Source organism: Beijerinckia sp. 28-YEA-48, assembly GCF_900104955.1.
In the GTDB taxonomy this organism is placed as follows: domain Bacteria; phylum Pseudomonadota; class Alphaproteobacteria; order Rhizobiales; family Beijerinckiaceae; genus Terripilifer.
Window position 1 is genome coordinate 2,064,384 of the sequence record NZ_FNSI01000001.1, and the last position, 20,360, is coordinate 2,084,743.

Sequence of the window (20,360 nt, forward strand, 5' to 3'; positions counted from 1 at the left end):
CCGAGGCGGACCGTCACCTGATCTTTATCTGGCGTTGCCGGTGGCGAGGCAAATCACGAGATGTTGCTCTGAAGCTTGATTTTGGCGTGTCTGGGTGACGTTTGATTCAGTCAAACCGCAGCACGATAGAACCGGCCATTGACAGTGCGCTGCAACAAGTCCGGCTGGGATCCAGGTCACGGCGAACCGTGACCTGGTTATTCAAAACGTCAGCCGACGATTTCGTTGCCGGCGAAGAACTGGGCGATTTCGATCGCCGCCGTCTCCGGGGCGTCGGAACCATGCGCGGTGTTCTCGCCGACGGACTCAGCGAATTCCTTGCGGATCGTGCCCGGCGCGGCGTTGGCCGGGTTGGTCGCGCCCATCACTTCGCGATACTTGGCGATGGCGTTCTCGGCTTCGAGCACCTGCACGACGACCGGGCCGGATGTCATGAACTCAACCAGCTCGCCGAAGAAGGGGCGTTCCTTGTGAACGGCGTAGAAGGTTTCAGCCTGCGCGCGGGTCATCTGAATGCGCTTCTGAGCGACGATGCGCAGTCCCGCCTTTTCGACCAAAGCGTTCACGGCGCCCGTCAGATTGCGGCGCGTCGCATCGGGCTTGAGGATCGAAAAAGTACGTTCGAGGGCCATCTGGCTGGGCTTTCCTGAAAATCAGTGGAAGGAGCGGCGCTTATAGACGGTGGAGTTGTCAGGTACAAGAAACGCCGGACGGTGGTTTCGCCTCAGGATTGATATTGATATCTCCGATCAAATGCCGTAGACGCATCGGCAATATCAATTAAAGACGAGATCATGAATCTTCGCGACCTGCAATACATCATCGCCCTGTCCGAGCACGGCCATTTCGGCAAGGCGGCCGCCGCCTGCAACGTCAGCCAGCCGACCTTGAGCGGCCAGATCGCCAAGCTCGAAGAGGAGCTGGGCATTACGGTGTTCCACCGCGTCGGGCGATCGGTGCGGCCAACCGAGGCCGGCGAGGAAATCATCGAACATGCGCGGCGCGCCGTCTCAGCCTCCCAGGACATTGTCGATATCGCCCGCGCCAATCGTGATCCCCTGTCGGGCCGTCTGCGGCTGGGCGTCATTCCGACGCTCGGGCCCTATCTGATGCCCTATGTGCTGCCGGCGGCCGCCGAGAAACTGCCGAACGCGCCGCTCGTCATCGTCGAGGATCTCACCGGCAATCTCGTGCCGCTTGTCGCCCAGGGCAAACTCGACGCGGCGATCATCGCCACGCCGCCCGAGCCGCCGGAAATCACCTCGATGGATCTGTTCGAGGAGCCGTTCTCGGTGGCGACACCGGCCAACCATCCCCTGCTCGCCCTCAAGGTCGTCAAGCCGAGCGATATCGATCCAAAGTCGCTGCTGCTGCTCTCCGACGGACATTGCCTGCGCGACCAGGTGGTCGATCTGTGCCGCCAGCAGGAAGCCAACATCGCCGGCCATGCCGACATTCGCGCCACATCGCTGGAAACCCTCCTGCATCTGGTCGGCGCCGGTTTCGGCGTGACCTTGGTGCCGCAAATGGCGATCGAAAGCGGCCGCGCCGCCGGCGTTCAGATCGCCATCCGGCCCCTGGCTGGCGACGCCAATCGGCATATTCGCCTGATTTACCGCCGCAACAGCCCCCGCCTGAAGGCGCTCGTCGAGCTGGCGCGGCTGATCCGGGCTTCCCTGCCCGAGCCCCTGCGCAAGCTGCAAAAATAACGACATATGATTGGCTAAGCCGATGGCATTAATCGGCACCGCCGATCTGACAAGGTCAGGCTGCCACAATTCATGCGGCTCTTCGTCCCATACCGACGGCCCGCGTTGACACTTAAGCTAGAATAATTCCAAGAATAATTCCAATCCGGAACGGCAGGCTGTTCGCGCCTCCGAGACCCTCCGGATAATCCCGGCAACCGATTTGCGTTGGAGAAAAAATGTCTCTCAAGGGCAGCAAAACCGAAAATAATCTCAAGGAAGCGTTCTCTGGCGAGTCCCAAGCTAATCGCCGCTATCTGTATTTCGCTCAAAAGGCTGACGTTGAAGGCTACAACGATGTCGCCGCCGTGTTCCGCTCGACCGCGGAAGGCGAAACCGGCCACGCCCATGGCCATCTCGAATTCCTGGAAGCCTGCGGCGACCCGGCCACCGGCCTGCCGATCGGCGCGACCAACCTGAACCTCGCCGCCGCCGTCGCTGGCGAAACGCACGAATACACCGACATGTATCCGGGCATGGCGCGCACGGCGCGCGAAGAAGGCCACGAGGAAATCGCCGACTGGTTCGAAACGCTGGCCAAGGCCGAGCGTTCGCATGCCGGCCGCTTCCAGCGCGCCCTCGACGAACTCAAGTAAACCGCCGCAAAATTGAATTGATCCGCGCCCGTCACAGCGGGCCTTTCCAGATCGAATTCAGCGACAGTTGCATTGTGGCGGCCGGAGTCATCACTCCGGCCGTTTTCGTCTCACATCTTCAAAAACACAGAGAAAGTTGCCATGAGCGAGGGAAGTCTCGAAGCGCCGACCCGACACCCAATCGACTGGCAAAATCCCGAGTTCTATGACGAAGCGAAGCTCGACGCCGAACTGCGGCGCGTCTTCGACATCTGTCACGGCTGCCGGCGCTGCTTCAATCTTTGTGATTCTTTCCCACGCCTGTTCGATCTGGTCGATGCGGCTCCCTCGGAAGAGCTGGACACCGTCGCCAGCAGCGATTTCAAATCGGTCGTCGATGCCTGCACGCTCTGCGACATGTGCTTCATGTCGAAGTGCCCCTATGTGCCGCCGCACTCTTTCGATCTCGATTTCCCGCATCTGATGCTGCGCTATCGCGCCGTCGAAGCCAAGAAGGGCAACGCCTCCTTCATCGACAAGCAGCTCGCTGAGACCGATCGCAACGGCAAGCTCATCGGCATCGTGGCGCCGATCGCCAATGCCGTGACCGCGACCAACAGCAAGTTCTCGCGCGCCGTTCTGGAGAAGGTCACCGGCATCGACGCCCGCGCCGAACTGCCGACCTATACCACCTCGCCGCTGACCAGCCAGGCGCGTGCGACGACGCCCGAAATCAACCGCGAAGCGCCGGGCTTTGGCCGCAAGGCCGTGCTCTACGCCACCTGCTTCAACAATTACAACGACCCTTCAGTCGGCCTTGCCGCGCGTGGCGTGCTGGCGCGCAACGGTGTCGAGACCGAAGTGGTGCATCCCCATTGCTGCGGCATGCCGATGCTCGAACAGGGCCACATCGCCGAAGTGGCGAAGGCGGCTGAGATCGTCGCTAAAGCCCTGAATGAGTGGATCGACAAGGGCTATGACGTGATCGCGCTGGTGCCCTCCTGCGCGCTGATGCTGAAATTCGAATGGCCCCTGATCCTGCCCGACAACGCAGCGGTGAAGAAGCTTTCGCAAGCGACCTTCGATCTCAGCGAATATGTCGTCGACATCGCTAAGAAGAACGGCATGGCGCCCGGTATGGAGCCGATCGCTGGTGGCGTGTCGCTGCACATCTCCTGCCATTCGCGCGCCCAGAACATGGGCCAGAAGGCCAATGAGATGCTGAAACTGCTGCCGCAGGCCGACGTTCAGGTGATCGAGCGCTGCTCGGGCCATGGCGGCGCCTGGGGCTTCAAGAAGGGTAATTTCGACACCGCGAAAAAGGTCGGCCGGCCGGTGGCGCGCACGACGCGCGACGGCGGCAAGGCGTTCGTGACCTCGGAATGCCCGCTGGCTGGCGTGCACATCACCCAGGGCATCGATGCGCTGGGCACCGACAAGCCAAAGCCGCAACTGGTGAAACATCCGATCCAGCTGCTCGCCCGCAGCTATGGACTCGATTTCTGAAGCCAAGCGGGTACAACCCGCTTGGTTTTTAATTCCTCGCATTTTCTCCGCGCGAGCCGGTATCCACCTCGCTTGAAAATGCTACCTATTAAACGGAAACGAGCAGAGCCATGGCCGCCAAACACCAGATCACCGCCGCCGATATCGTGCCCTGGGCTGACTATGCCAAGGGCCGGATAGAAACCCGCAAGCGCATCACGCAGACCAAGCGCAATCGCCGTGTCGACGTCGGCCCCAACATCACCTTCTATTTCGAAAATTTCGAGACCATGTGGCTGCAGGTGCAGGAGATGCTGCACATCGAACGCGGCGGCGAGGAACAGCTCAAGGACGAACTGGCGGCCTATAACCCGCTGATCCCGCAAGGCCAGGAACTGGTCGCGACGTTCATGATCGAGATCGACGAACCGGAGCGGCGCAAGCGCATCCTCGGCCGCCTCGGCGGCATCGAGGAAACCGCCTTCGTGATGATCAACGGCGAAAAGATCACCGGCAAGCCGGAGGAAGACCAGGACCGTACCACCGAAGCCGGCAAGGCCTCGTCGGTGCAGTTTGTCCACTTCCCGTTCAGCGCGGCGCAGATCGAGGCGTTCAAGAAGCCCGGCGCGCAGGTGATCCTCGGCCTCGGCCACGAGAACTACAACCATATGGCGGTGCTGACCGAAGTAACCCGCGCCGAATTGGCCAAGGATTTCGACTAAGCGCTCTCTCTGTCATCCCCGGCGCCGACGGCGCGCCGGGAATGACATCAGGGATCAGCGACAACCTGCCCCAGGGCTTGAGCCCTCAGGACTTGGCCAGGACTTGCATCCCCGCCCAAGTCTGCGCATGACAGCGCCATGTTGCAGATCAACGATCTCACCTACCGTCTCGGGCCGCGGCTTTTGTTCGACGGCGCCAGCGCGTTCCTGCCGGAACGGGCGCGGATCGGCTTTGTCGGCCGCAATGGCGCCGGCAAGACGACGCTGTTCCGGCTGATCGCCGACGAGATCGCCCCCGAAAGCGGCACGATCAGCCTGCCCAGCCGGGCGCGCCTCGGCCGTGTCGAGCAGGAAGCCCCCGGCGGCCCGCAAAGCCTGATCTCCTTCGTGCTCGATGCCGACAAGGAGCGCGCCGCGCTGCTCGTGGAAGCCGAGACCGCCACCGACGCCCATCGCATCGCCGACATCCACACGCGGCTCGTCGATATCGAGGCCCATGCGGCCCCGGCGCGGGCGGCGGAAATCCTCTCCGGCCTCGGCTTCGACCACGACGCGCAGCAGCGGCCGCTGTCGGAATTTTCCGGCGGCTGGCGCATGCGCGTGGCCTTGGCGGCCGTCCTGTTCTCGCGGCCCGACCTGTTGCTGCTCGATGAGCCGACAAACTATCTCGATCTCGAAGGCACGCTCTGGCTGGTCGATTATCTCGGCCGCTATCCAGCGACCATCATCGTCATCAGCCATGATCGCGACCTGCTCGATGCGGTGGCCGATCACATTCTGCATCTCGAGCGCGCCAAGCTCACGATCTGGCGTGGCAATTACAGCAGCTTCGAGCGGCAGCGCCGCGAACAGATGGCGATCCAGGCCAAGCACATCAAGAAGCAGGACGACAAGCGCAAACATCTGCAATCCTTCGTCGACCGCTTCCGCGCCAAGGCCACCAAGGCGCGACAGGCCCAATCGCGCCTGAAGATGCTGGAAAAGATGGAGCCGATGTCGGCCATCGTCGATGACGACGTGCTGCCCTTCAACTTTCCCTCGCCGGAAAAGCCGCTGTCGCCGCCTATCGTCGCCATGGACAATGTCAGCGCCGGCTATGACGAACGCGTCGTGCTGTCGCGCCTGAGCCTGTCGATCTCCAACGACGATCGCATTGGCCTGCTCGGCGCCAACGGCAACGGCAAATCGACCTTCGCCAAACTGGTGGCCGGACGGCTCGACGCGATGAAGGGCGAGATCAGGCGGTCTTCACGGCTCGATGTTGGTTTCTTCGCCCAACATCAGATCGACGATCTCGATTCCACCGGCACGCCCTACTCCCACCTCGCCCAGCTGATGCCCGGCGCGACGCAGGCCCAGATCCGGGCGCGCTGCGCCCGTGCCGGCTTCTCCGGCGGCAAGGCCGATACGCGCATCACCGAACTTTCGGGTGGCGAGAAGGCGCGTCTCCTGATGGCGCTCGCCACCTTCGGTGGTCCGCATCTGATCATCATGGACGAGCCGACCAACCATCTCGACATCGACAGCCGCGCGGCGCTGATCGAAGCGATCAACGAATACGAGGGTACGATCATTCTCGTCTCGCATGATCGTTATCTGCTCGAAGCCTGCGCCGACCGGCTGTGGCTGGTCGACGGCGGCACCGTCAGGCCCTTCGACGGCGATATGGACGACTATGTCCGCTATGTCCTTGGCAAGGCCGGTGCGGAAACGTCGAGCCGCGAGACACCTAAGTCGGATACGCTGGCGGAAAAGCGCGAAGCGCCGCTCAGCCGCAAGGATGCGTCGCAATTGCGCAAGCGCATCGATGCGGCCGAGCAGAAGATGCGCAAGTTCGAGGATTTGTTGCAGCGGATCGATGCCCTGCTGGCCCATCCGGAAACCTTTGCCCGCGACCCGGCCAAGGCCGGCGAGCTGGCACGCCAGCGCAGCGAACTCGAAGGCGCGCTCATGGGCGCTGAAGAGGAATGGCTTGTCCTGTCGGGTGAACTTGAATCAGCGCAGGGCTGACGATTGCTTCAAGCCCCAGCGCGCGCTGGGCGCATGACAAAGGCCAGCACGACCGCCATCATCGCGACGGCGATGGCCGCGATCACCCATTCGGTTGTGACATAGCCGACGGCGCCGATGAGATGGGCGATCGGCCAAGGCGTCGCGTAAAGGCCGAAATAGAAGAATGAAATATTGACCGCCTGCGGGCCTGAACGGTCCTGCGGCTCGAGTCCTTCGACCACCCAGGCGGCAACGACCGGCAGCATGATGCTGTTGCCGATGCCATAAGCCAGCGCACCTGCGATCATGACCAGCGGTCCACTCGCCAGCGCTATCAAGGCGAAGCCCAACGCGTAAGTGCCGAGGCTCGCCGCCACCAGGATCGGCAGCGCCACAGCCGCCAGCACGCGCATGGCGGCGAAACGCATCGCCACGAGCGAGATGGATGACGGCACGAAGAAAGCCGCCAGCGCGATCGTCCGCTCATGCAGATCGGCGGCCAGATAGCTGGTCGAATAGCCATAGAGCAGGCCACCGATCATCACCGTCGCATAAGGCAATAGAAGGCGTCGCTGCAGGCCAGCGCCAAGATTGAGACCGCCGGTGTTGTTTGGCCGTTGCGCCATCCGCAGCGCATAGGTGAGCGCGATGGCCAGGGCCGAGGGCAGCGCCGCTTCCGCAAACAGGGACGCAAAGCCATAACGTTCCAACGTCCAGGCGCCGATCGGCGGCGCGATGGCGGCCAAGGGCACGACCGCCGAGAAGACCGTGATGAAATAGACAAAGCGTTTGCGGTTGATCCGGCTCTGCGAATAGACCATGGCGGCTGGCAGAAACAGGCCGACGCCGGCGCCCTGCACCAGGCGCGACAGCAGCGACAGCCAGAAGCTTTCGCGCGTGAAGGCGAAACTGCCCATGCCGATCATGGTCAGGAAGATCGCCACGCGTATGGTCGGCAACACGCCGATGCGCGCGCAGGCGGCGCTCGACAGAAGCGCGGCCAGGATCGCGGGGATCGCGAACAGGCTCAGCAGCAGACCCGCATCCGGCAGCGAATGGCCGGAGCGTTCGAAGACAATCGCCAAGAGCGACGAGTAATTGTTGGTGAAGGAGAAGAAGAAGCCAACGAGGCAGATCGCGATGAATTCTACACGGGCGCGCGCATCGATAAAGCCAGCCGCCACCGCGGCCTCGTCCTTTTGACCTCCCACTCTGCTTCGCTCCGCTTACGTCTGGAGTTCAGTTCCGATCGAATCAGAAACGAACTCTCGCTTTTCTGTTTTGACGCATTTTCTTCAGCGAACCGCCATCGCGATTCGCCGCAAATGCTTTCGTTAGGCCTTCTTATCCCAGCCGCCGGTATCGGTCTGCTGCCAATAGGAAATCGCCAGGCCTGCATCCTTCAGCCGCTTCCAATTGGCGCGCGCCGCCGTCAATTGCTCGTCGTCGTTACCGTCGAACAGGATCAGCACGCGCTCATACGTGCTGTCGGCACCGATCGCCGAAACATCGGCGCCGTCTACCATGAAGCGCGCCTGGGCGCCGTTGGGATTGCTGGCCTCGGTGGTGAGGAACACCGGCATCATCTCGACGTCGCCATCGCGCGCCGTGCCATGGGCGAGAAAGCTCGCGTCCGAATAAGTCCACAAAAGATCGTCGAGGGCGCCAATCCGCTCTTCGCTGCCCGTTTGCACCACGGCCCGCCAACCCCGCTGCAAGGTCTTTTCCAGCAATGCCGGCAAGACCCGCTCCAGCGGCTGGCGGGTGAGATGGTAGAACCAGACCTCGGTCATGGCGATGACTAGTCGTACGCGAGAACGATGAAGGTGCGATCCGTCTTCGTCCACATCGCAGCCAGATCCCCTGCCGCTCCGGCGTGCCGCTCGACCCTGCCGGAGATGGCGACATCGCCCCGCTCCTCGGAGGCGCGCAGATAGTCCGCCGCCTCGCTACTCATGCCGATGATGTTCTGCGTGGCGCGATTGCGGTTCCATTTCAGCCCGGCAATCGCGCCCGCCAGCTGAACGCGGAAGAAAGCGTCGCGGCCGGCCGGATTCGACGGCATCTGCAACTGCGCTTCGAAACGCACGAAGCGCGTCCCGTCGCAGGTCAACCGACCTTCCACCGGCGATGATGTGGAGAGCTCGCGGGTGTCGCCGCGCGTGCCGCGCGAGATCACCACCGAGCGGCCGAACTGCGGCGCCAGTTCCGGCACCGCATGCACGAACGCATCCTGAAATTCAGCACAGGTCAGCGCAGCGGCGGAAGCCGGCGCGACGGCGGCGAGGCTCGTTGTGAGACTTGCCGCCAACATCGCTAGACCAGCAAACTGCACTCTCATCGTCCCAGACATGATGTCATGCCTCGTAATGACTGGCGACGAGATGATTGAGCAGGCGCACGCCCCAGCCCGATCCCCAGCTCTGGTTGATGTCATTGGCCGGCGAAGCCATGCCGGTTCCCGCTATATCAAGATGCGCCCATGGCACTTTGTTGACAAAGCGCTGCAGAAACTGCGCCGCCGTGATAGAACCGGCGTAACGGCCGCCGACATTCTTCATATCGGCGAATTTCGAATCGATCAGCTTGTCATAGGCCGGGCCAATCGGCATGCGCCAGACGCGCTCGCCGGTCTCGGTGCCGGAGGCCGTAAGGCGCGTGCTCAACTCATCGTTGTTGCTGAACAGGCCGGCATATTCGCTGCCGAGCGCCACCAGGATGGCGCCCGTCAGGGTCGCCAGATTGACCATGAACTGCGGCTTGTACTTGTCCTGGATGTACCAGAGCACATCAGCCAGCACGAGGCGGCCTTCTGCGTCGGTGTTGATGACCTCGATCGTCTGGCCCGACATCGAGGTAACGATGTCGCCGGGGCGCTGAGCGTTGCCATCGGGCATGTTCTCGACCAGGCCAATGGCGCCGATGGCGTTGACCTTCGCCTTGCGGGCGGCCAGCGCATGCATCAGACCGACGACGCAGGCCGCACCCGCCATGTCGCCCTTCATATCTTCCATGCCGCCGGCCGGCTTGATGGAAATACCGCCGGTGTCGAAGGTCACGCCCTTGCCGATGAAAGCGACGGGCTTGCTCTTGGCGTTGCGCGCGCCGTTCCAGCGCATCACCACCATGCGGCTCTCGCGCACCGAGCCCTGGCCGACGCCGAGCAGCGCGCCCATGCCGAGCTTCTTCATCTGCTTGATATCGAGCACTTCGACCTGAACGCCGAGTTTCTTCAACTGCTGGGCGCGACGGGCGAACTCCTCCGGATAGAGAATGTTGGCCGGCTCATTGACGAGCGTGCGCGCGATATAGGTGCCATCGGCGATGGCGTCGCGGGCGACGGCCTCACGCTTGGCATCGGCCACGCTGGCGACGGCGACGCTGATCGACAGGTCTTCGTCCTTGGCGCCGTTGTCATTCTTCTTGGTCTTGTAGGTGTCGAACTTATAGGCGCGAAGGCGCAGGCCGAGCACGAAGTCGGCCGCCGCCGCGCCATCGGCGCCATTCGGCGGATCGAGCAGGATTTTCACCGCGCCCTTGCCGAGCTTGCCCATGGTGAAACCACCGAGGGTGACGAAGTCGAGCTTCTGCGTCTCTTCGGTGTCGGATTTCGCAGGATCGGATTTCGCTGGCGCGGTACCGATCACGAGCAGCCGCTCGGCATCGACGCCCTCGGGCGCCAGAATCTCCACGGAAGATCCCTTACGTCCGGAAAAGCCGGCGGTCTTGGCCGCGCGTTTCACCAGCTCGCCGGCCGGACCCAGCAGTTTCGCCGTGATGGCCGCCAACGCCACCTCGTCGCCAGCGAAGACGACCAGGCTATGGGCGCTGGCGCGGCCCTTGGCCGCCTGGCTCTTGGCTCCCTGACTCTTGGCCGCTTTCTTGGCGGTGGCGGGCGAGAGGGGCGCAAATTCGATGGTCACATTCCGCGGCATGAAATCCTCGCGTTTCGTCGCGCTGGGCGTGTCGCACTGAGTGTGCCGCTTTTGAGCGCAATTTTGGTTGCAAGCAATATATGTTTGCAACATGGGCTTGCGAGCGGCACGACGCAACCGGCATCGTTGGGTCCCTCTAGCCCAGTCGCGGCGGGAAGAAAAACGCCAGCGGCGCGATAGCGACAGCTTTCGCGCCAGGAGCTAGAACGGAAGCTCTGATTAGTCGCAGGTGTGGCCCGCAGGCCACGCCGTTTCCAGAACGAGGGTGCGAACGTGTTGAAAGAGGGCGAGGTCGCCGACGATTTCTTCCCAGGGTTTCGTTTATTCGACACCGAGACATCGGGGGCGACCATCCACGGGCGCATCGGCGGCTCCGGCCCGCCCCTGCTGCTGCTGCACGGCTATCCGCAAACCCACGTCATGTGGCACAAGGTGGCGCCGATCCTGGCGCAGCGCTTCACCGTGGTGGTCGCGGATCTGCGCGGCTATGGCGACAGCTCCAAGCCGGAAAGTGCTGAAGATCACGGGCCCTACACCAAGCGCGCCATGGCCCGGGACATGGCGGAGGTGATGACCTCGCTCGGCTTCGACAGCTTCATGGTCGCCGGCCATGATCGCGGCGGCCGGGTGGCGCACCGGCTGGCGCTCGACCATGCAACCCGGGTCAAGAAAATCGCCGTCCTCGACATCGCCCCGACCCGGGAAATGTATGCCGGGACGACCGACACCTTCGCACGCGGCTATTGGCACTGGTTTTTCCTGATCCAGCCGGCGCCGTTCCCTGAGAATCTGATCGGCGCCGACCCGGACGGCTATTTCCTGCGCCGTCGCAGCGCCCAGCCGGCGTCCAACCCGTTCGATCCCGCCGCGCTGGCCGAATACCTGCGCTGTTTCCGTAATCCACAGACAATTCACGCGTCCTGCGAGGACTATCGCGCCGCCGCCACCACCGACATCGCCCATGACAATGCGGATGGCGGCAAGCTGGTGGAAGCTCCACTTCTGGTGATCTGGGCCAAACAGGGCGTCATGGAGAGCTGTTTCGACACCTTGGCCCTGTGGCGGCAGCGGGCCCGACATGTGGAGGGCTATGCCCTGCCCGGCGGCCATTATCTCGCCGAACAATTGCCCAAGGAAACGGCCGAGGGGCTGATGCGATTCTTTGCGGCCTAGCGCCGCGCCTCACTGCCGCCGCAGACCGGTTATAGTGGGCGAAGGTGCCGGCCCAGTTGAAGTTCAGAACCGAACGATTTAGGCCTGCGCTCCCTGAAACAAATCGCGTTTCGCTGGAAACGTGATTTGCTCCGGGTCTTTGTTTGGATGCGTCTTTGCAGGTGATGATTTCATCGATCGGCAAAACGCTGTAGATCGGGATGCGGAAAAGTGGATGCCGGTTTTTCGCGAAAATCCCGCGAAGCAAAGGATCGAGGGCAGAAAGGCGTTTCGAGCAAAACGCGCTTGGCTCTAGGGGCGGCATGAACATCGTCGAACGCTATATCCTGCGCAATTGCGCGCTCGCTTTCGTGGCCTGCCTGGGCCTGCTGACGCTTGTCGTGTGGATTTCCCAGGCCCTGCGCGAAGTCGATCTGGTGGCCTCCAAGGGGCAGACCCTGGCGGTGTTCTTCCTCATCACCGGCCTGACCATCCCGTCCCTAATCGCCATTATCGCGCCGCTGGCGCTGTTCGGGGCGGTTCTCTACACGCTGAACAAGCTGAACGCCGACAGCGAACTGATCGTCATGAGCGCTTCCGGCCTGTCGCAATGGCGCCTGCTGCGGCCCTTCGCCGTCGTCTCCCTGGTGGTTCTGCTGCTGGTCGGCACCATGTCGGTCTGGGCGATGCCCGCCAGTTTCCGCGACATTCGCGATATCCTCAGCAAGGTGCGCGCCGACTTCGTCACCTTTCTGGTGCGCGAAGGCCAGTTCGTGCCCCTCACCAACGGCATCGTTTTCCACTATCGGGAACGGGGCCCAGGCGGCACGCTGCTCGGCATTTTCATCCAGGACCGTAGCGATCCGGAGATCGTCAACACCTATATCGCCGAGAGCGGCGGCACCGTCGAAGTCGACGGCCGCAATTTCCTGACCCTCAATAAGGCCTTCGTGCAGCGCCAGACGAGCAAGGACAGCGAGCCGGCGCTCGTCTCGTTCGAAAGCTATGCCCTTGATCTGGCTCAATTCAGCGCCAAGGACGATGGCGTCATCCTGAAGCCGCGCGAACGCTCGACCTGGGACCTCCTGACTTTCGACGTGAGCAAGGCCGACGTCTACACCCAGACCTTCTACGGCCGATACCGGGCCGAATTGCATGACCGCTTCGCGGGGCCGCTCTATGTCCTGAGTTTCGCCATGATCGCCTTCCTGGCGCTCGGCCAGGCGCGCACGACCCGGCAAGGGCGCGGCACGGCCATCGCCGCCGCGGTCGTCGCTGTTTTGGCGATCCGCCTGGCAGGTTTCGGGGCCTCGGCCCTGTATCAGCGCTCGGCCTGGGCCATCGTGCTCGTCTATGGCATCCCGCTCGGCGCCTTCGTCATCGCCACCTGGCTGATGATGCGCCAGACCGGCGCCCGCGTCGGCGGCCCCAAACTGATCCGCCAAGCTGGCCTCCGGGGCTATGCGCGATGATCCTGTTTTCGACGTTAGGGCTCTATCTGTCGCGGCGGTTCATCAAGACCATCGCCTTGGTTTTTCTTGCTCTTTTCGTCATCATCTACATCGCTGACTTCGTTGAGATGATGCGTCGCGGCAGCGACGCGCCGGGCGTCTCCTCGACCTTTCTGGCCTTCCTGACCCTGCTGCGGGTGCCGACCATCGCCGAGCAGATCCTGCCCTTCGCGGTGCTCGGCGGCACGATGATCGCCTTCGTCGCCCTCTCGCGACGGCTCGAACTGGTCATCATCCGGGCCGCCGGCGTATCGGTCTGGCAATTCCTGGCCCCGCCGACCCTGATCGTCTTCGCCCTCGGCATCCTGTCGGTCACGCTCTACAACCCGCTGGCCGCCGACTTGAAACAGCGCGCCGACGCCATCGAAACCCGGATTTTCGGCAAGACCGCCCAGGGTTCCGAGACAAGCCTGTGGATCCGCCAACGCAGCATCGACGGTCAGTCGATCATCCGCGCCGAGCGCTCCAGCGATGGCGGCCGGACACTGGGCGGCGTTTCGGCCTTCGTCTATGAGCCCGACGGCAGTTTCATGGAGCGGGTCGAGGCCGCCAACGCCACCCTGCTCCCCGGCTTCTGGACCATGACCGACGCACGGATCACGGCGCCGGGCGAGGAGCCGCAGACGGTCGGCACCTATATCCTGGCAACGAATCTGTCCGCCGAACAGGTGACCCAATCCTTCGTCGCGCCCGCCGCCGTCCCGTTCTGGGATCTGGCCGACGTCAGCGCCCGAACCGAAGCCGCGGGTCTCGACGCCAGCGGCTATCGACTACATTTTCAGTCGCTGTTGGCACGCCCTCTGCTGCTCGTCGCGATGGTTTTTATAGCGGCTTCCTTTTCCTTAAGATTTTTCAGGTTTGGTGGTGTTTCCCGAATGGTTTCAGGTGGCGTCGTCTCAGGCTTCGTGCTTTATGTGGCGACAAAACTAGCAACAGATTTGGGTGGTGCGGGCGTTCTCAGTGCGCCTGTTGCTGCCTGGTTGCCAGCGGTAGTCGGGAGCATGTTGGGTATACTTGTACTTTTGTACCAGGAGGATGGTTAATGGGGCGGCGTAACAGCCCCGAGCAGGCCCAGCCCCGCCGTCCGTCCACCGGATTGGCGGCTATTGGTTATGGTCTCCTGGTCGCGCTCTCACTGCTAACGATTCCCGCTGCCCAGCCCTCGCTGGCGCAGACCCTAAACGATCGCCTGACGCAACGCGCTCAGACGCCGAACCCGGACGGCAAAAAGGATCGGCTCCTCGTCGACGCCAACGAGCTGACCTACAACCGGGACAACGACACAATCGGTGCGCGCGGCAACGTGCAGCTGTATTATCAGGGCCGCATCCTTGAGGCCGATCGGGTCACCTACGACCGCAAGACCAGCCGCGTGTTCGCCGAGGGCCACGCCAAGCTGACAGAACGCGACGGCACCATCTCCTACGCCGACCGGTTCGAGCTGACGGACGATTTCAAGAACGGCTTCATCGACAGCCTGCGGATGGATACCTCCGACCACATCCATATCAGCGCGGCGCGGGCCGAGCGGATCGAGGGCGAACAAACACGCTTCGAGTCCGGCACGTACAACGCCTGTGAGCGTTGCGAGACAGACAACAGCAAGCCGCCGTTCTGGCAGATTCGCGCCAAAAAGATCATTCACAACAACTCCGAACAGACGCTCTACTACGAGGACGCGACGTTCGAATTCTATAATCAGCCAATCGCCTGGCTGCCGTTCTTCTCGATGCCCGATCCGACGGTCTCGCGCAAAAGCGGCATTCTGACACCGACCTACGTCTATCGCTCCTATACCGGCGTCGGCGTCGGCATTCCGATCTATTGGGCGATTTCACCGACCTACGACCTCACCGTCACGCCGACCTTTCTGACCAAGCAAGGCCTGCTCGGTGAAGCCGTCTGGCGGCAGCAATTCGTCAACGGTTCCTATCAGATCCGTGGCGTCGGCATTTTCCAGAACGATCCGAGCGCCTTCCTGCCCGCCCCCTACGGGCCGGGCAAACGCGACTTCCGCGGCTCGCTGGAATCGCGCGGCGAGTTTTACATCAACGACAAATGGAAGTTCGGCTGGGACGGCACGCTGTTGAGCGATCGCTGGTTTATCCAGCAGTACGCCATGCCGCAGGCGTCCTTGTCGGCGAACTACTTCCAGGAAACGGTGTCGACCGTCTATTTGAACGGCAAGGGTGATCGCGGCTATTTCGACCTGCGCGGATATTATTTCCAAGGTCTCGGCCGCTCCGACATCCAGGCGCAGCAGCCTGTCGTCGCGCCGGTCCTCGATTACAACAAGACCATCGATATCGACCCGAAGAAGACCGCCGGCATCGGCGGCCAGCTTGAGATCGATTTCAACTTCACGCGCCTCTCGCGCGAGCTTGCGTCATTCCAAGCCATCGGCGGCCAGCCTCTCGATCGGGCTTATGGTCTCTACAATGTCTGCGAGACGCTGACCGGCACGCGCACCTATGTCCCGGGCTCCTGCCTATTGAACGGCATGGGCGGCGACTACACGCGCGCCACGTTGAACCTGTCGTGGAAGCGCAAATTCATCGACCCGCTCGGCCAAGTCTGGACGCCGTTCGTCTTCGCCCATGTCAATGCCGCCTGGGCCAATGTTAATCTGTCGAACACGACCGGCTGGTCCAATCCGAGCTGCGCCGCTCCGCCCTGCGTCTCCTACATCACCAACGCAAGCCAGGTGGGCTTCCTCGGTGGTTCGAAGGAGCAGAGTGCCGCCAATGTGACGCCGGGCGCGGGCCTCGAATATCGCTATCCCTTCCTCTACAGCGGCAGCATTGTCGACCAGGTGTTCGAGCCGATCGCGCAGATCATCGTGCGCCCGAACACTGGCACGAGCACCCTGCGCATCAACGAAGATTCGCAAAGCCTGGTTTTCGACACGTCGAACCTGTTCGACTGGTCGAAATATTCCGGCTACGACCGCTTCGAGACCGGCACCCGCGCCAACTACGGCTTCCAATATACGGCGAGCTTCCACAAAGGCGGCTACGTCAATTTCATCTTCGGCCAGTCACGGCAGATCGCCGGCGTCAATTCCTACGCCACGCCTGACGCCGCCAACATCGGCCTGAGTTCGGGCCTCGACACACGCGCGTCCGACTACGTCGCCAGCACGACGATCGCGCCGAGCTCGATGTTCAACTTCGTCGCCAAGGCCCGCTTCGACGAGCGCAGCTTCGCTCTGCGCCGCCTCGACCTGATGGCCAATTTCAATTACGGCCCACTGGAAGCGAGCATGCAATATGCGCGCTACAGCGCCCAGCCGCTGATCGGTTACAACGTGCCGCGCGAAGGCTTGTCGGGCAACGCCAAGTACAAGCTGAACGACAATTTCTTCGCCAGCGGCAGCGTGATCTTCGACCTGTCGCGGCACTACTATAACAACACGCCGACCGCTACCGGCTACGTCGGTAAGGCGCCGTTGTTCTCCGTGGCTGGTCTTGGCGCCGGCATCGGCTATACGGACGACGGCAACACGATCATGCTCAATTATACCTCGCTCTATCAGGACAACGGGGTTCTGACGCCGACCCGCAACCAGACCGTCATGCTGCGGATCGAGTTGCGCTCCCTCGGCGAGACGAGCCTGAGATCATCTCTCGGCAGCGTTCGCGTTCAAGACGGACTGAGCAGCGCCACGGTGCGCTGAAGCCGGATCAAAGATTGGAGCTATTATGCTGTCAGCACTTCTTCCGGGCCGGAATGCTATTCATCTGAGCTTTGCCGCTCTCCTGCTCGCCGCTGGAACAACTGCTCTGCCGCTTCCGGGCCTTGTCCCTGCCGCCCATGCGCAGGCCCTTGTCGCGACCGTCAACGACAGCCCGATCACCAACCAGGACGTCGAGCAGCGCATGCGCCTCCTGCGTGTCATGCGTAAGCCAGCGACCAATGCGGCGGCGTTGGAAAGCATTTACGAGACCCGACTGAAGCTCGCCGAAACGGGCAAATACAGCCTGAAGCCAAGCGAACAGGACGCCATCAATGAATTGTCGCGCGTGGCGACAGAGATGAAGATCCGTCCGCAGGCGCTGCTCAGCAGCATCCAGGGCGCCCGCGTCGACAAACAGGCGATCCAGGAATATTTCGGCGCGATCATGGCCTGGCGCAGTCTCGTGGGCGCCCTGAACAAGAATGTCAGCGTTCCCGAAAGCGAAGTTCGCGCCGAATTGGCGAAACAGGGCTCCAAGGCCGTCGGCGACTATCGCCTGCGGCAGGTGATCTTCGTTATCCCGTCCAATGCCTCGGGCGAAGTCATTCAGAGCCGCGCCCAGGTGGCGCAGCAGCTGCGCGCCCGCTTCAACGATTGCCAGTCCGGCATCCAACTCGCCCGCAGCATGAGCGAAGTGGTGGTGCGCGAACAGATGACTCGCGGTCCCAGCGCCCTGTCGCCGGAACTCCTGGAGGTGCTGGAGAAAACCCCGGTCGGCCATCTGACACCGCCGCAGCGCGGCGCGGATGGCATCGAAATGATTGCCGTTTGCGGCAAGTCCGATGCGGGCAGCGATTCCGGCGCGGCCGAGAACATTCGCCAGACCATGTTGTCGAAACGGCTCGAGGAAGTGGCGGCGCGCCTGTACAAGCCGCTGCGCGATCGCGCCATCATCGTACAACGGTAACGAAAGTGACCCAGTCCCCGCCCTCGCCGCGATCGACATCCTCGCGTCCGGCGATGGCGATGACGATGGGCGACCCCTCCGGCATCGGTCCGGAGATCGCCCTGAAGACCTGGGCTGAAAGCCGCACGCGCGATCTTGCGCCTTTCTTTCTGCTGGCCGATCCCGCGCATCTGAAGCGTGTCGGCCAGCGCATCGGCCTCGACATTCCCCTCGTCATCACCGATCCGCAGACTGCCGGAGATGTCTTCGGCAAGGCCCTGCCGGTCGTGCCGCTGTCGGGCGCCATCATCGGCGAACCCGGTCGCCCGGCCGCCTCCGACGCGGCGCTCACCATCGAGTCGATCGAACGCGCCGTCGAGCTTGTGCGGGCCGGTGCGGCCGATGCCGTCGTGACCAATCCGATCTCGAAGGACAATCTCTACAAGGCCGGCTTCAAACATCCTGGCCATACGGAATTCCTCGGCGAACTGGCGGAACGGCTGTTTGGCGAACCAGCGCAGCCCGTGATGATGCTGTGGTCGCCAGAACTCGCCGTGGTGCCCGTCACCATCCACATGGCGCTGGCGCGCGTGCTCGACACATTGACGACGGATCTGATCGTTTCAACGGCGCGCATCACCGCGCACGATCTACAAAAACGCTTCGGCATCGCGCGGCCCCGTCTCGCCGTCTCCGGCCTCAATCCGCATGCGGGTGAAAACGGCAGCATGGGCCGCGAGGATATCGACATCATCAAGCCCGCCATTGCGACGCTTGCCGCCGAAGGCATCACTGTCAGCGGACCGCATCCAGCCGACACCTTGTTTCATGCGGAAGCGCGCGCCCGTTATGACGTGGCGATCTGCATGTATCACGATCAGGCGCTGATCCCGATCAAGACCCTGGCTTTCGACAGCGCCGTCAACGTCACCCTCGGCCTGCCCTTCGTTCGCACCTCGCCCGATCACGGCACCGCCTATGATATCGCGGGAACCGGCAAGGCCAGCGCCGCGAGCCTGATTGCCGCGCTCGATCTTGCCGCGCGCATGGCCCACACACCGATAGGCGCAGCCGCGTGAGCACGATCGACGATCTCCCGCCCCTGCGCGATGTGGTACGTGCCCACGATCTCATCGCGCGCAAATCGCTCGGCCAGAATTTCCTCTTCGACCTCAACCTCACCTCGCGCATCGCGCGGGCGGCCGGCGCGTTGGACAACACCACGGTCATCGAGGTTGGCCCGGGGCCCGGCGGCCTGACGCGCGCTTTGCTCGCCCACGGCGCCGCCAAAGTCGTCGCCATCGAACGCGACGACCGTTGCCTCGCCGCCCTGGCGGAGATCGCGGCGCATTATCCCGGCCGTCTTGAGGTGATCGCCGATGATGCGCTGGCCGTCGATTATCGGGCTCTGGCCGCCAAATACAGCGAGGGCCGCGATGTGCGCGTCGTCGCCAACCTGCCCTACAATATCGCCACGCCGCTGCTCACCGGCTGGATCGAAGGCAAAAGCTGGCCACCGTTCTGGACGCGGCTGGTGCTGATGTTCCAACGGGAAGTCGCCGAGCGGATCGTCGCCACGCCGCGTGAGCGCGCCGACTATGGCCGCCTCGGGATCTTATGTGGCTGGCGCACGCAGGCGAAAATCCTGTTCGACGTTCCGCCCTCGGCCTTCACGCCACCGCCGAAGGTCACATCGTCGATCGTCGAATTGACCCCTCGGCAAAATCCGGCGGCTTGCAGCGGCAATGCCCTGGCGGATGTGACGCGGGCTGCTTTCGGCCAACGGCGCAAGATGTTGCGGCAATCCTTGAAACCGCTGGGTGACGCGGAGGCCTTGATCAGCGCTGCGGGCCTTGTGCCAACGGCACGGGCCGAAGAGGTCGATATCGAAGGTTTCGCGGCCCTGGCGCGGGCTTATGAAGCGCAACGGCGGCCATCCGCCGCGTGATCGGCGCGCCCCAATCTGGTATAAACGGACCATGACCGAGAGCACCGCCAACAATCTGACCGCCTCGCCGCGGCTGTTCAAGAACGACCTGCTCGACAAGCTGTCGCGGGTCGACCCACGGCTGCCGCTGATCGTCTATGGCCCGATTGTCGTCGCCCTCATCGCCTGGGCGGCTTGGAACGGCACGCCGGCCTGGATCATCGTCGGCAGCGTCCTGCTCGGCTATGCGATCTGGACGCTCACCGAATATCTCGGCCATCGCTTTCTGTTTCACACGGAGTTTCCCGGCAAGATCGGCGCGCGGTTTCATTTTCTGCTGCATGGCGTGCATCACCACCACCCCAACGACCCGCTGCGCCTGGTCATGCCGCTGTTGATGAGCGGCCCGATCATCGCCATCGCGGTGCTGGTGACCTGGACGATTTTCCCCGTGATCATGCAGGTGCCGGCGCTGGCGGGTTTCATCGCCGGCTATGTCGCCTATGACACGATGCACTACCTGCTGCACCACAGCCGCTCGCAGAATGCGATCTTCCTACGCCTGAAGCGGCTGCACATGCTGCATCACTTCACCGATCATTCGCGCTGCTTCGGTGTTGCCGCGCCGTGGTGGGATTATGTGTTCCGCACCGAATGGCGCAAGCCCACGCGGTCATAGACCCTGGGTGTC

At 62.8% G+C, this 20,360-nt stretch carries 18 protein-coding genes; 13 read left to right on the plus strand and 5 right to left on the minus strand.

Annotated elements, in window-relative coordinates:
* Positions 1-209 precede the first annotated feature (209 nt).
* Entirely contained in the window at positions 210-632 is a 423-nt protein-coding gene (gene ndk / locus BLW50_RS09745) for a nucleoside-diphosphate kinase (RefSeq protein ID WP_090700949.1), read from the minus strand.
* 162 nt (positions 633-794) lie between these two features.
* On the opposite strand from ndk, the gene BLW50_RS09750 reads away from it, so the two are divergent.
* From BLW50_RS09750 to BLW50_RS09770, 5 genes are all read left to right on the plus strand, one after another.
* Complete coding sequence (locus BLW50_RS09750; protein ID WP_090700953.1) at positions 795-1,709, plus strand: LysR substrate-binding domain-containing protein; 915 nt, start codon at positions 795-797, stop codon at positions 1,707-1,709.
* 218 nt (positions 1,710-1,927) lie between these two features.
* Positions 1,928-2,344 (plus strand): rubrerythrin family protein, encoded by a 417-nt coding sequence (locus tag BLW50_RS09755; RefSeq protein ID WP_090700955.1) that lies wholly within the window; start codon positions 1,928-1,930, stop codon positions 2,342-2,344.
* A 141-nt stretch (positions 2,345-2,485) separates the two neighbouring features.
* Positions 2,486-3,829: a heterodisulfide reductase-related iron-sulfur binding cluster gene (locus BLW50_RS09760; RefSeq protein ID WP_090700958.1), complete on the plus strand. Its 1,344-nt coding sequence runs from the start codon at positions 2,486-2,488 to the stop codon at positions 3,827-3,829.
* 110 nt (positions 3,830-3,939) lie between these two features.
* A complete protein-coding gene (locus BLW50_RS09765) occupies positions 3,940-4,530 on the plus strand; it encodes a DUF3501 family protein (RefSeq protein ID WP_090700961.1) in 591 nt (196 codons plus the stop codon).
* A gap of 138 nt (positions 4,531-4,668) precedes the next feature.
* Positions 4,669-6,540, plus strand: a complete 1,872-nt coding sequence (locus BLW50_RS09770) for an ABC-F family ATP-binding cassette domain-containing protein (RefSeq protein ID WP_090700966.1) — start codon at positions 4,669-4,671, stop codon at positions 6,538-6,540.
* Positions 6,541-6,548: 8 nt separating this feature from the next.
* Here BLW50_RS09770 and BLW50_RS09775 read toward each other — a convergent pair whose 3' ends face one another.
* From BLW50_RS09775 to BLW50_RS09790, 4 genes are all read right to left on the minus strand, one after another.
* Positions 6,549-7,733 (minus strand): MFS transporter, encoded by a 1,185-nt coding sequence (locus tag BLW50_RS09775; RefSeq protein ID WP_090700970.1) that lies wholly within the window; start codon positions 7,731-7,733, stop codon positions 6,549-6,551.
* 123 nt (positions 7,734-7,856) lie between these two features.
* On the minus strand, positions 7,857-8,315 hold the full coding sequence (locus BLW50_RS09780; protein ID WP_090700973.1) for a DNA polymerase III subunit chi: 459 nt from the start codon (positions 8,313-8,315) through the stop codon (positions 7,857-7,859).
* Positions 8,316-8,323: 8 nt separating this feature from the next.
* A complete protein-coding gene (locus BLW50_RS09785; RefSeq protein WP_139267550.1) occupies positions 8,324-8,875 on the minus strand; it encodes a hypothetical protein in 552 nt (183 codons plus the stop codon).
* A gap of 4 nt (positions 8,876-8,879) precedes the next feature.
* Positions 8,880-10,550, minus strand: coding sequence for a leucyl aminopeptidase (locus BLW50_RS09790; protein WP_348272805.1), 1,671 nt, complete (start codon positions 10,548-10,550; stop codon positions 8,880-8,882).
* Between the two features lie 180 nt (positions 10,551-10,730).
* On the opposite strand from BLW50_RS09790, the gene BLW50_RS09795 reads away from it, so the two are divergent.
* The 8 genes from BLW50_RS09795 to BLW50_RS09830 all read left to right on the plus strand — a co-directional run bounded on the left by BLW50_RS09795 (position 10,731) and on the right by BLW50_RS09830 (position 20,348).
* Positions 10,731-11,630: an alpha/beta fold hydrolase gene (locus BLW50_RS09795; protein WP_244544188.1), complete on the plus strand. Its 900-nt coding sequence runs from the start codon at positions 10,731-10,733 to the stop codon at positions 11,628-11,630.
* Between the two features lie 302 nt (positions 11,631-11,932).
* Positions 11,933-13,081 carry an LPS export ABC transporter permease LptF gene (gene lptF, locus BLW50_RS09800; protein ID WP_090700986.1) on the plus strand — a complete coding sequence of 383 codons (1,149 nt, stop codon included), beginning with the start codon at positions 11,933-11,935 and terminating at the stop codon, positions 13,079-13,081.
* Positions 13,078-14,163: an LPS export ABC transporter permease LptG gene (lptG, locus tag BLW50_RS09805; RefSeq protein WP_090700990.1), complete on the plus strand. Its 1,086-nt coding sequence runs from the start codon at positions 13,078-13,080 to the stop codon at positions 14,161-14,163. The genes lptF and lptG overlap by 4 nt, the downstream gene beginning before the upstream one ends.
* The gene (locus tag BLW50_RS09810; RefSeq protein WP_090700993.1) at positions 14,163-16,796 is read left to right on the plus strand and encodes an LPS-assembly protein LptD; all 2,634 of its coding nucleotides are present in this window, start codon (positions 14,163-14,165) and stop codon (positions 16,794-16,796) included. The genes lptG and BLW50_RS09810 overlap by 1 nt, the downstream gene beginning before the upstream one ends.
* A 25-nt stretch (positions 16,797-16,821) precedes the next feature.
* Positions 16,822-17,763: a hypothetical protein gene (locus BLW50_RS09815; protein ID WP_090700996.1), complete on the plus strand. Its 942-nt coding sequence runs from the start codon at positions 16,822-16,824 to the stop codon at positions 17,761-17,763.
* 53 nt (positions 17,764-17,816) lie between these two features.
* The gene (gene pdxA / locus BLW50_RS09820) at positions 17,817-18,821 is read left to right on the plus strand and encodes a 4-hydroxythreonine-4-phosphate dehydrogenase PdxA (RefSeq protein WP_090700998.1); all 1,005 of its coding nucleotides are present in this window, start codon (positions 17,817-17,819) and stop codon (positions 18,819-18,821) included.
* Positions 18,818-19,690 (plus strand): 16S rRNA (adenine(1518)-N(6)/adenine(1519)-N(6))-dimethyltransferase RsmA, encoded by an 873-nt coding sequence (rsmA, locus tag BLW50_RS09825; RefSeq protein ID WP_090701001.1) that lies wholly within the window; start codon positions 18,818-18,820, stop codon positions 19,688-19,690. The genes pdxA and rsmA overlap by 4 nt, the downstream gene beginning before the upstream one ends.
* A 31-nt stretch (positions 19,691-19,721) precedes the next feature.
* A complete protein-coding gene (locus BLW50_RS09830) occupies positions 19,722-20,348 on the plus strand; it encodes a sterol desaturase family protein (RefSeq protein ID WP_090708946.1) in 627 nt (208 codons plus the stop codon).
* Positions 20,349-20,360 lie beyond the last annotated feature (12 nt).